This window comes from Shinella lacus, from assembly GCF_010994755.1.
Classification (GTDB): Bacteria; Pseudomonadota; Alphaproteobacteria; order Rhizobiales; family Rhizobiaceae; genus Shinella; species Shinella lacus.
The window spans coordinates 1-10,827 of record NZ_WHSB02000033.1 but is presented as its reverse complement, the minus strand read 5'-3'; the positions used below and the strand labels follow the sequence as shown (position 1 = coordinate 10,827).

The window sequence follows — 10,827 nt, the reverse complement described above, 5'->3', positions numbered from 1 at the left end:
CGCTCCGCTTCACGGCGGGGCGCCCCTCCACACCAGCGGAATTATGCGGAGACGAAATCGCCGCAACCGCCGCCAAATCCAGCCTTCAGCGACAGGCACTCCGCATAATCACACTCTCAGCATAATCCACGGCTCCGGCAAAGATGCGGAACTGCGGGCCCTTGTCCGAGGGGTTCTCGATGCGGGCGATGCGAGCCTTGACGTTGAGGGCGAGGGTGCGGATCGAGCCACTGAAGCCGTTTTCGGTAGAGGTGAAGGTGCCGATGGTAGCCATTGTCATATTCCTTTTTGCTCAATCGGGCCGCTTCAGTGCGGCCTCGATGGCAGTCGTAAAGGCCGGTGACGATCGGGCCGCACCTGACAAGGCCGAAACAACGTGGAGGGCGGCGCGGAGACACTTTCTTGTTTCGCGAGGAATGACGGCGGAGCCGGCAGGGGATGAAAGTTTCGGAGCGCTGTTGCGGGAATACGATCGAGGCGCAGCCGGTCTCCGGTCAGACATGCCACATCGAGCCCGCACATGGAGCCACTATCAGGCGGAAAAGGAATACGACCATGGCGATCCGCACGGGAAACCCCAAAGCGAATGGCCTCACCCGGCTCCAACCACCTGTACACGACGGAGGAAAGATACGCCGCTCCATCGTGGAAAACTCCGACCAGGTCCGCTTGCGAGAAGACTATGCCGCGATAGAGTTGCGCTGCGATTCGTCGCCTGGAGGAACAATGCCAAAGCAGACCAAGCCGTTTATCGTCGAAATCAAACAGTCCCGGAAACTGAAGCCCGACACGCGGAAACCGTCGATCTGGGGCAACCTCGATTTGAAGCTGGCCTCTGATCATCGTCTCGGAGAGCTCCGTCGGCGCGATGCTCTTGACCGAGACACCGTCGATGCGACCCGCTCGACGCTGCATCAGACTCCACCAGACAATGCAATCTAGCCATTTTGTATGGACAAATTTGTCCAGGACATTTGGCTATACTCCAGCATCCTCTTTCCGCTGATCCTATATCGGGATTGCGTTCTACTTCAGTGGACATCTCCGACCAGACCGGGCCGGGTCTTGAACGTCCACACGTATGCCCTCATATGTCCATACGTGATCGGGGTGGATACCCTTTATTTCCAGCTATTTATGCCCGAAATACAGGTCACAAACAAGCCAATGGAGGCCAATGTGACTGAAGAAAGCAATGTTAAGGCATCAGCACCGCAGGGTGACGACGCCGACAAGAAGGACGACAAGGTCCTGATCAAGAAGTGGGGCAAGGAAGCAATCGATGTCGGTTACACCGTATTGCCGAAAGCACTCCTGCAGGGCCAGGCCCGCTTGAAGATCAACGCGACGGACCTCGCGGTGCTGATCCACCTGATCGAGCATTGGTGGAGGCCGGGCGAGATGCCGTGGCCGAAGAAAGCGAGAATTGCCGAGAGGCTGGCGGTGACGCCCAAGACGGTTCAGCGGTCCATTGCCCGCCTTGAGGCTGAGAAGCTCCTAAAACGCGTGGACCGCTTCCAGAATGGACGGCGGATCTCCAACGAATACGACCTGTTGCCGCTGGTCGAGCGTATCAAGTCCATCTCGCTCGATATGGCACAAGCGAAGGAAGAGGCAGACCAGGCAAAAAGGAAGGCCGTCCGCCCGGGCGCTCGAAAGCGCACCAAGGCAACGGTGTAAGGAGAGCGAGATGAGCGTCGGATTATACGAATATATCTCTCTTGCGGTGGCTGTGGCCGCTCTCCTTGTTGCGGTCCTGCAGCTTCGCTCGCGCCGCTGAAGGAAACGATGAGGGCCGCCCTTGGCGGCCCCTCGATAAATTTGCGATATGGGTGTGTGCCTTTACGCGGCCCGCAAATCTTCTGACTTCAGTGCCTGGAGAGCATGCAGATATGTGACCGCGCGCTGCGCATGTGCGGCAGCCTGGAAGATCGCCCGCTTGTCATCGGCAAGCAGCTTCAGCCAGGACTGGAGGTAGGAGGCATGTTCCGGCCGCGGTTCAAGCTCGGGTGCAATCCCGAGGTCGGCGCAGAGAAAGCAACTGCCCAGTTCGGCAATCAGCTCCTCACGGGCACGCTCGCTCCTGTCCTTGGCATAGCGGGAAAGGTCTCGTCGGACCCGGCTCTCCGCCGCCGTCCAATGCGTGGCCTCATGGCTGAGGGTCGCATAGTAGCTTGCGGCATCCTTGAAGGTCTCGAAGGGTGGCATCTGGATGACGTCAGGACCGGGTGCATAAAATGCCTGATTGCCGCCATGGCGGATCACCGCACCGGTATTGCGGAAAAACAGGTCCGCTTGCGCGATCCGCGCGACGGGATCGAGCACAATGTCCGGCCGATGGTAGTATGTGTCGGGCAGGCCGTCGATCTGCTCGACGTTGAACACGGAATAGGCTTTCAGGAAGGGAATTTCCCGATCGACCTCACCGCCCTTTCCATCGGCTTGAGTTTTGGTAAAACGGCTGGCGAACACGACTGTCGAACCGGTCTCGCCCTTTCGAACAGCGGCCCCGAGTTCGAGCGCCTGCTTGAACGTCATCCACATCGAAGCGGTAAAGCCGCGCGACATCTGCTCGGACCAGAGCAGAAGCACGTTCATGCCCGAATAGGGCTCACCATTGTGGCGCAGCGGCCGGGATATACGGCCATCGGTGTTAGCCGCGTTCCAAGGTTTCATCCAGGGACGTACCCCGCAAGCGAGATCCTCGATGATCCGATCGGTGATCCGGGAATAGATGTCGGTACGCTGGCTTTCGTTGGTCTTGCTCATCTTTCTTCTCCACGTCTCAGGGACCGCGCCAATCGCGGCCCGTCGCGGAGGACTAAGGGCAGGAGCAATCAGCCGACTGCATGCACCGGTACGGCCGAAACGACGTGGAGGACGGCGAAGCCGTTGCCTGCTGTCGGCGGCTCCTGCAGGTCCACCGCAAGAGACGGGCCGCGTCGGCCGGGTCAAACTTCTCCCTTCACTTTTGCTTTAGTGGGAGTCCACATGCAAAAAAGGCCGCCCGCTTGGGACGACCTGATGGGAGTGTGGCGGGGCGAGCCCCGCGGGAATAGTGTCAGTCGAAGGCCGAGATCTGCGCTGCTGCCGCTTTGCGGTCGACGGAATGACCGGGGTTTTCGACCGGGCGATCGAAAGGCTTCCAGGCCTCGCCGACGATGTGCTTGTAGGCTGCGACGGCACCTTCGGCGGCTATGCGCAATGCGTGGGCCTGGATCCCCATGTCAGCGGCGAACTCCCGCTTGCGGTGGGCGGCACTGTCATAACCGACGGGGCCGTCGAGATCTTCGTCACGGGCGTCGTTCGCGGCCTTGGCCGTGGCGTCGCGCGCTTCGGTGACGGCCTTGCTGTAGAACTTGTCCGTCGTCGAATGATTTGAGACTTTTTGGGCTTTGGAAGAACGGAGTTTCCGGCTCGGTTTGCAGGTTGATTTAAGCCGCTTTGGCGTGATGGTTCAAGCGGCGCTGTCTGATGGTGTCTCGTTTGATCCTTTCACGTTCGAGCAGGATGGTCTGGCCGCGTCCGAAGTAGACGTCGGCCGGGGTAAGATTGTCGAGGCTCTCGTGGTATCGGCGATGATTGTAGTGCTCGATGAAAGCCGCGATCTGATCTTCGAGGTCTTCCTGGAAGAAGTAGTTTTCCAGGAGGATGCGGTTCTTCAGCGTCTGGTGCCAGCGTTCGATCTTGCCCTGCGTTTGCGGATGGCCGGGAGCGCCATGGACCTGGTCGATCTTGTATTTCTCAAGCCATTCACCGAGATCGGAAGCGACGTAACACGGACCGTTGTCGGACAGCAGACGCGGCCTATGTTCGACCTTGACCTTGTCGCAGCCTGAGGCGGCCAGTGCCAGGTCGAGCGTGTCGGTGACATCGTCCACCTTCATGCTCGTGCACAGCTTCCACGCAATGATGTAGCGGGAATAATCGTCGAGGATGGTCGACAGGTAAAACCAGCCCCAGCCGATGACTTTCAGGTAGGTGAAGTCGGTTTGCCACATCTCGTTCGGCCGCGTGGTCTTGTCCTTGAACTCGTCGTTGGCCTTGATGACGATATAGGCTGGCGAGGTGATCAGGTCATGGGCCTTGAGCAGGCGATAGACCGAAGCCTCTGACACGAAATAGCTTTCCGTGTCGGTGAACTTCACCGCCAACTCGCGCGGCGACAGATCGGCATGATCCAGCGCCATGGTGACAATACGGTCGCGGATGTCGTCGGGGATGCGGTTCCACACCCGTGATGGCGCAGATGTCCGGTCTTCCAGCCCTTCGACGCCGTGGGTCAGGAAACGATCATACCAGCGGTAAAAGGTCGGTCTTGGAATGCCGAGCTTGTCGAGGGTCTGCCTGACCGACAAATGCGACTGTTCCACGATCCGGATGATCTCAAGCTTCTCTGAGGCGGGGTATCTCATTCTTCGTCGCCCCCATCCGCGATCATGCTTTTTTTGAGCAGGCGATTTTCCAGGGTGAGGTCGGCCAGCGCCTCCTTCAGGTCGCGGCTTTCACGGCGCAGCGCCTTCACCTCGTCACTGGTCGCCGAGCGGGCAGTGTCACCAGCAAGACGCTTCTTGCCTGCTTCGAGGAATTCCTTTGACCAACTATAATACAGGCTCTCGGCGATCCCTTCACGGCGGCATATCCCGGCAATGCTGTCTTCGCCACGCAGCCCCTCCAAAACAATGCGGATTTTGTCCTCCGCCGAGTGGTGCTTGCGCGTCGCGCGCCGGATGTCCTTGATCGTCTTCTCGGCCGCCGATGTCTGCGGCCCGGTTTTCTGTCTCATCTTCGCTTCCTTTGATAGAGCTACGATGAGCCGAAAATCCTCTCTTCTCAATTAAACCAAATCTGTCTCAAGGGCGCTGATCCGGGACACTCTCCCTTCAGCATTCGAACGAAAGCGTGGGGCACGGTCTCGATCCCTTCCACAACATCTTCTCGTGTCTGAAGCAGTCCTTGCCTGTACCATGACAGGAGATCGGCAATCGCCGTCTCGTATTCACCCTCGTGGTCGTCGAGAAGGAACCCTTCTATTCGTGCACGGGTGATTAACGTCCTTCTTAGATGCCTCAGACCGGTATCGGGCTGGTCAAACCTGTCGACCAAGGCGATTGTCCCGACCACCACCACTCTGCCGAAGGTGTTGAGGTTTAACATGGCCGCGTCGTGGATCGGCCCCGCGGTGTTGTCGATGAATACATCGACCCCTTTGGGGCATGCCGCAGCAACATCCGCCACGAGGTCAGCCGAGCATCGATGATTGATGCCGCTACGATAGCCAAGGTCTCTACACCACTCCAGCTTCTCGTCGGAGCCCGCCACAGCGACGGGGTCGAACCCTTTAATCCGTGCGATCTGTCCCGCAATCTGCCCCACAGCTCCTGACGCGGCTGAAATCAACACCGTCTCCCCGACCTTTGGTGTTGCAGTTTTGAGCAGGGCAAAATAGGCCGTGAGGCCGGGCATGCCGAGATAGCTTAGCGCGGACTGAATCGGAGCGTCGGAAGTCGTCACCGGCTTAGCTGACGTGGCCGGGATTACGCTGAACGGCTGCCAACCAAAATGATCGCTCATCACGACGTCGCCTGGCTTGAAGTCGGGGGACTCAGAGGTAATGACCTCGCCAATTCCGCCGCCGCACATCAGATCACCAATTTTAAAACCAGTAGCATAGTTCTTCGCGGGGCTGATCCGACCGCGCATATAGGGATCGACAGAGAGCCAAAGCGTTTTCACTAGCAACTCACCATCCGCAGCCTCGGAAATTGGACGGTCCTCCAGGCTCCAGTTCTCAACGGAAGGCATTGCGGAAGGGTAGCTCCGAAGTATCCAGCTAGGATTCGTAGACATGTCGATCTCCTTAAATTCAGCGTTCGTCCCATTGATGCATGAGTCCGATTTCCGTGTTAATGGGCGATGGGTAAGAGACATTGTTTTGAATTTTGAAAGAATGGCGCATGGATGTGATCGAGGCCATGAAGGTGGCAGTGGCAGTCGCCAGGCATAACAGCTTCTCATCTGCGAGCCGGGAGTTGCGCCTTTCCGCTGCCTCTGTGAGCCGCATTGTGGCAGACCTTGAGGCCGATCTCGGCGTACGTCTCTTTAACCGCACCACCAGGCAGATCAATCTGACGGGTGCCGGAATGGAGTTCGTTCAAAAGAGCATCGGCCTTCTGGAGGAACTTGATCTGATGCGGAGTGCGGTACGCGAACGCCACGAAACCCCTCGCGGCCAGCTCCACGTCTCCTGCGTAACAGCCTTTGGCAACGAGTGCCTGGCTCCAGCGCTTCCCGAGTTTGTGAGACGGTTTCCGCAGCTCAATGTCTCAATCGACCTTAGCAATCGCTTGGTCGATCTTATCGGAGAGCACTTCGATGTCGCCATTCGGGTCGGGCCGCTGAATGATTCATCCCTGATTGCGCAGAAGATTTCTACACAGAGGATCGTGTTCGTCGCTACGCCACAGTTTTGCGAGCAATATGGGACACCGAGCACTTTGGACGAGATCAAGGAGTGCCCATCCGTTACTCAGGTCACCGGGGAATGGGGGCGTGAACACAGGTTTTCGCATCAAGGAAAGGTTATTGAATTCGAAGTCCCGCAGCATGTCATTATGAACTCAGCGCGAGCGGTGAAAAACGCCTGTCTAGCGGGAGGGGGTTACACACTCCTGGGGGATTTCATGGTCGCCCAGGATATAGCGCAGAACCGCTTCGTGCGCTTGTTGCCGGATTATGAACCCGTCGAGCAACCCATTTTCGCTTTCTATGCTCAGCGACGCCACACCCCACGCAAGGTCAGGGTGTTTGTCGACTACTTGGTGGAGGCCTTCAGCAGCAAAAGCATTTCGTGAGACCTCGCTTTTTTTCCCGGATACTTTTGTCCGCCCAGTCACAAGAATACTCGACTAGGTGCGGATGGCACATCGCCCACCTTAATCGACCCTTTTGCGACAGAATTCGGTGCTGAGGAAGCCCCCGCACTGCGGTCCTGCAGCTCGGCATTTTAGGTGAAAATCGGCCTCAAACCAGTTGTGACCGGTAGCGCTATTCTGTGCTAGCCGGTTTGTAGCAGGCGTTGAAGGAGAACTTCTCTGACGTGCCATCTATTCGGGTAACCCAAAAGCACCGCGTGCCGAAGTCAGCCGCCCGCACCTGAAATGATTGAATTCCAGAACCGATCTTGCTTGCCGCCTCAGGATGTCTTTGTAGCGCAAAGGTCATAAACTGCGCATCGGCAGCATCAATCGTTTCACCGAGACGGTATTTGTAGAGGATGCTACGGAAGCGCTCGCGCGCCTGCGCCTGAGTGGTGAAGACCTCTCCGCCAATAACCATATCCTGCCGCCGCGCCATCACATCCTCAGGTTTCGCATCAGAGAAAATTTAAGGACCCTTTTTCGAGAGTCGAAAACCGACCGACAAAGAGCTGCTCTGGAATTTCGCTCCAGGGCATAGCGGTGGCAAGTATAACCTGGTGCTCGACTGCTGAGGCCGCAGAGGTTTCGATCACCTGCCGTTGGAAGTTGTGACTGCGTGCTTGCTCCATCCCCTTGTCCTCCGTGATGTCGATCATCAGGAAACGTGGATGGCGGAACTCAGGATCTTTCAGGGCAGCTGCCAAAAAACCAACAAGAAAGGCAGTTTTGAGCACGACACGAGAGCTTGCCGAGAAATACGTGTGATCATCGACGGTGATCGAGTTTTTCCCGAACGAGAAGTCGACGCGCTTGGGATCGACGAAGGAATCCTGACGCTTCAGGTCACCCTTGAGTATCGTTATCGTCTCTCTCTCGATCGCGGTTCTTGCAACGCGAAGCCTGTCCGTTTGGCTTCTTTTCAGTGACTGAATTCGGGTGTCCAGATCCTTGATTGCAAGATCAAGGCTTTCCCGTCTCGCTGAGAGATCACCGATCTTATTGGCGAGCTTAACCTGAGCGTCGACATCCTCGATCGACTTGTCGATGTAGCCAAGTTGCCGATGTAACTCCCTGATATCCTCCCGTACTTTCGAGGTCGGCCGCGCCGTGATCGCCGAAAGCTCTCGCGACTTGGTGGTCCACGCCGTCTTCAAACTCTCGACCTTCACCGTTTGTGTCCTAAGACGTTCGCCGCGAATACCCTGCAATCGTTCGGACTGTTTAATCTGAATCGAGAGCTCGTTGATGATCCCGGTGACACGATCGCGTGCTCTATCAGGGTCGATCGGCGTTTTGCAAAGATGGCAGGAGAAGGCTTGCTCCTCTGCCTCAAGAACGTCGGCATAACATGCGGGGCATGTCGCGAAGTGCACGTCTGGGACGATGTCCGCTGCCAGCCTGGCATCCCTCAGGGCATCGACTTTCCGCTTCAAGCTCTCGATGAACGATTGCGAGTCTGAAATTTCGAACTCAATCCCGCTTAATGCTTCCTGCGCCGCGGCCAGATCCTGCTGCAATTTTTGGACTGCATTGTAGAGCTCCTTTTGCTGCGTCAGGGTCAACCTGTCGGAGGCAGCAGAGGAATAAAAAAGCTCTTCCTTTTGTGTGATCGATTCAAGGACGCGCTCGCGATCCGCTAAAAGTGATGCTCGCTTTTGAGAAATCCAACCGAGCCCCAGACTCTCCTCGCCGCCGACAACCCTGAAAATACTTCTGAGCTCGGCCGAGACTTCCTGCAGCTCCCGCTCCTTCACTCGGCGCAGCTGCTGCGACTCGTAGATCGCAGTATCAAAGGCACCGCAGAGAAGGTTGCCGATAGCTTCCCGCAGGTTCTCCGGATCATACCCTTCAAATCGGAAAAGACTGTCTGTCGGCGAGAGCTGATCGGCGTAGAGCAATCGCAGGATCTGATGCATCGTAATGCTTGACGTGCCCTCAACCGCCACATCCGGCATGCCAAGGAGACGGAACAGGGCTTGCGAGAAGCTCTCCTTGTTTTGCGACCTAGAGTAAGAGTACCGAAGCCAGGATTCGATCGGCGCTTCGACAGCTGCCTCATAGCGCCCGCCGAAAATTTCCATATCGGACTGGGATGCGGCGTCGATCTTACGTCGCAGAACGGCTGGATTGCCGTTCAACTCTACTTCCACCCACACGTGATCGCATAGGAGGGCGTGGCCGCTCCAGTCGAGTTTGCTGAGGTCACCCCCAAGCCCGAAGAAGATGAAGTTGAGGATCGTCGACTTTCCCGAGGAGTTGTCTCCACGGACCACGTTCACGCCGACATGAAATTGCTCGTCGTAGGCAAGCTGTACGCCACGCTTCACAACAAGACGGCGGACGATCAAACAAGGGTCAAACCGGATCATAGCGATACTCCAGCAACCCACTTCGTGCTTTCAGGCCATCACGACCATTGAGGGCGTAGCGTTCATTGATTTCACACAGTATGCGGATGATATCGGGCATCGTGTCATTGAGCTCCTGGCACCGCTGCTCGACTTCGCTAGGAACGGGATCGCGGACAAACAGCACTTGGTTTCGCGTCCATTCGTCCTCGGAGATAATCCCTACCCTGGCCAGACTGCCTGCAGCCGCCTTTTGGAAAACGGCCATTCGTTCGAAGAGCGAATTATCGTCCGGCAACTCGCCGTACGGCTTCAATCTGGCATAACTTCTGCTCACGGATCGCCAACGGGTATCGTCGGCAAAGAAATGAAGGTTTTGTAGCCGGTACGGGTGGAGCAGGTAGAAGTCGAGAATGCGAAACTTATCGTACGGAACGGCGCGTTCAAGCTTGCAGCCGAAGAACAGCCGCAGGAAGCGAAACACAGTGTGATAGGGATCGAAGGCCTCGTTGTACGATAGCTGTGTCATGCGATCGCTCTCTGCGCGTGGTGCCATCGGATGAAGCATTGCTCGGCCAGCCAGTAGACCATGCCGAACACAACGTTGTGGCTGACGATCATAAGGTCACTGCTGCATTCTTCCACGATGGGATTGACGATCCGGTCCATAATCATCGCGTTCATCTGTCCTTCCGAAATTTTCGGAATCTCCGGATAGATCACGTGAGAGAATTCGGTCTCTGCTTTCGCCAAAACGTGGACGAAGATCATCTGTGCCGAGGAGTAGAGTGACCACCGCTCGAGCAGCTTCACGAACATTTCTTTTTTTTCGATCGCATCATCATAGTAATGATACATATTGGCCGCGATCAGCTTGTTCTCAAGGCCTTCGATACCATCCTGCGCGCGGCGCAGATGATACCGCGCTAGCTCATCAATCGTGATTTTCGTCTCGTCGCTCGCGTCGTACTGCTCCTTAAGGCGCAGGAGCAACTTTTCGATTTTGCCTTTCGGCGATTCGATCTTGGTGATCTTGTCACGACCGACGATATCGCCGTCAGCGCAGGCGTTCGTTTGGTTCACCGAATTCATGGGTTGGCTTACGAACCGTGCGTAGTCTTGTCGCGCCCTACAACGTCTCCACCGGCGTTCGCACGACTTTGATCGACCGCGGTCCCGTTGGTTCCGGCACGCAATGTCTTCGTGACTTGATAGGTGATCAAGGCTCCGCCGACGCCGCCAGTCAGCAACCCAAGAACAAAATTTGAGACGTCGAATGTGAAGTTCATAGCTACCCCCGGTTAGTAAAACTAACGCCTTCTTCGACCTGATTTGTCAACAACGCTAAGGGGATTTACTCTGTTATTCCTCACGTTTCAGGTAGAATTGTCAACGGCGGAGTAAAAACCGGCCACGGGGCGGAGCAACAGTCGGCCACGGTGGCGCCGGCCTGAGACCGCCGGGAGGGCGTAGCCCGAGCGGGGGTCTCAGGCCGGCGCGGCGATTTTATGTTGGAAGTTTCAGCCGGCCTTTCGGGCGTGGCTTTGGGCGAGACGATA

The 10,827-nt window shown here is 56.8% G+C and carries 11 protein-coding genes and 2 pseudogenes; 3 read left to right on the top strand and 10 right to left on the bottom strand.

The window, feature by feature from the left end; all coding sequences use genetic code 11:
• Window positions 1–124: 124 nt before the first annotated feature.
• Window positions 125–274, bottom strand: a pseudogene (locus tag GB927_RS34010) (DUF736 family protein); the annotation flags it as partial.
• A 281-nt stretch (window positions 275–555) separates the two neighbouring features.
• On the opposite strand from GB927_RS34010, the gene GB927_RS34550 reads away from it, so the two are divergent.
• Both GB927_RS34550 and GB927_RS34000 read left to right on the top strand, forming a co-directional pair.
• The gene (locus tag GB927_RS34550; protein WP_439655552.1) at window positions 556–942 is read left to right on the top strand and encodes a hypothetical protein; all 387 of its coding nucleotides are present in this window, start codon (window positions 556–558) and stop codon (window positions 940–942) included.
• A gap of 168 nt (window positions 943–1,110) precedes the next feature.
• Window positions 1,111–1,680: a helix-turn-helix domain-containing protein gene (locus GB927_RS34000; RefSeq protein WP_256121555.1), complete on the top strand. Its 570-nt coding sequence runs from the start codon at window positions 1,111–1,113 to the stop codon at window positions 1,678–1,680.
• A 162-nt stretch (window positions 1,681–1,842) separates the two neighbouring features.
• Here the strand turns inward: GB927_RS34000 and GB927_RS33995 are convergent, their stop codons facing one another.
• The 4 genes and pseudogenes from GB927_RS33995 to GB927_RS33980 all read right to left on the bottom strand — a co-directional run bounded on the left by GB927_RS33995 (window position 1,843) and on the right by GB927_RS33980 (window position 5,850).
• A complete protein-coding gene (locus tag GB927_RS33995) occupies window positions 1,843–2,769 on the bottom strand; it encodes an ArdC family protein (RefSeq protein ID WP_256121554.1) in 927 nt (308 codons plus the stop codon).
• Between the two features lie 292 nt (window positions 2,770–3,061).
• Window positions 3,062–3,361 (bottom strand): annotated as a pseudogene (locus GB927_RS33990) (hypothetical protein); the annotation flags it as partial.
• Window positions 3,362–3,434: 73 nt separating this feature from the next.
• Window positions 3,435–4,786 (bottom strand): IS3 family transposase gene (locus GB927_RS33985; protein ID WP_256121553.1). Its coding sequence is split into 2 segments (ribosomal slippage): window positions 3,435–4,450 and window positions 4,450–4,786, totalling 1,353 coding nucleotides; the frame shifts between segments, so codons are not numbered across the junction.
• A 47-nt stretch (window positions 4,787–4,833) separates the two neighbouring features.
• A complete protein-coding gene (locus GB927_RS33980; protein ID WP_256121552.1) occupies window positions 4,834–5,850 on the bottom strand; it encodes an NADP-dependent oxidoreductase in 1,017 nt (338 codons plus the stop codon).
• Between the two features lie 107 nt (window positions 5,851–5,957).
• Between GB927_RS33980 and GB927_RS33975 the strand changes: the two genes are divergently transcribed.
• On the top strand, window positions 5,958–6,854 hold the full coding sequence (locus GB927_RS33975) for a LysR family transcriptional regulator (RefSeq protein ID WP_256121551.1): 897 nt from the start codon (window positions 5,958–5,960) through the stop codon (window positions 6,852–6,854).
• A gap of 193 nt (window positions 6,855–7,047) precedes the next feature.
• Here the strand turns inward: GB927_RS33975 and GB927_RS33970 are convergent, their stop codons facing one another.
• From GB927_RS33970 to GB927_RS33950, 5 genes are read right to left on the bottom strand one after another with little or no spacing between them, the layout of a single operon-like run.
• On the bottom strand, window positions 7,048–7,356 hold the full coding sequence (locus GB927_RS33970; protein ID WP_256121550.1) for a DCL family protein: 309 nt from the start codon (window positions 7,354–7,356) through the stop codon (window positions 7,048–7,050).
• Between the two features lie 19 nt (window positions 7,357–7,375).
• Window positions 7,376–9,289: an AAA family ATPase gene (locus tag GB927_RS33965; protein ID WP_256121549.1), complete on the bottom strand. Its 1,914-nt coding sequence runs from the start codon at window positions 9,287–9,289 to the stop codon at window positions 7,376–7,378.
• Entirely contained in the window at window positions 9,276–9,797 is a 522-nt protein-coding gene (locus GB927_RS33960; RefSeq protein WP_256121548.1) for an ABC-three component system middle component 5, read from the bottom strand. Before GB927_RS33960 ends, GB927_RS33965 begins: the two co-directional genes overlap by 14 nt.
• Window positions 9,794–10,360, bottom strand: a complete 567-nt coding sequence (locus GB927_RS33955) for an ABC-three component system protein (protein WP_256121547.1) — start codon at window positions 10,358–10,360, stop codon at window positions 9,794–9,796. The genes GB927_RS33960 and GB927_RS33955 overlap by 4 nt, the downstream gene beginning before the upstream one ends.
• Before the next feature lie 8 nt (window positions 10,361–10,368).
• On the bottom strand, window positions 10,369–10,557 hold the full coding sequence (locus GB927_RS33950) for a hypothetical protein (RefSeq protein WP_256121546.1): 189 nt from the start codon (window positions 10,555–10,557) through the stop codon (window positions 10,369–10,371).
• Between the last annotated feature and the right edge of the window lie 270 nt (window positions 10,558–10,827).

Coding starts and splice junctions, on each gene's coding strand:
- GB927_RS33960 (WP_256121548.1), bottom strand. CDS start 9,797: ATGACACAGCTATCGTACAACGAGGCCTTCGATCCCTATCACACTGTG.
- GB927_RS33950 (WP_256121546.1), bottom strand. CDS start 10,557: ATGAACTTCACATTCGACGTCTCAAATTTTGTTCTTGGGTTGCTGACT.
- GB927_RS34550 (WP_439655552.1), top strand. CDS start 556: ATGGCGATCCGCACGGGAAACCCCAAAGCGAATGGCCTCACCCGGCTC.
- GB927_RS33955 (WP_256121547.1), bottom strand. CDS start 10,360: ATGAATTCGGTGAACCAAACGAACGCCTGCGCTGACGGCGATATCGTC.
- GB927_RS33995 (WP_256121554.1), bottom strand. CDS start 2,769: ATGAGCAAGACCAACGAAAGCCAGCGTACCGACATCTATTCCCGGATC.
- GB927_RS33975 (WP_256121551.1), top strand. CDS start 5,958: ATGGATGTGATCGAGGCCATGAAGGTGGCAGTGGCAGTCGCCAGGCAT.
- GB927_RS33965 (WP_256121549.1), bottom strand. CDS start 9,289: ATGATCCGGTTTGACCCTTGTTTGATCGTCCGCCGTCTTGTTGTGAAG.
- GB927_RS33970 (WP_256121550.1), bottom strand. CDS start 7,356: ATGGCGCGGCGGCAGGATATGGTTATTGGCGGAGAGGTCTTCACCACT.
- GB927_RS33980 (WP_256121552.1), bottom strand. CDS start 5,850: ATGTCTACGAATCCTAGCTGGATACTTCGGAGCTACCCTTCCGCAATG.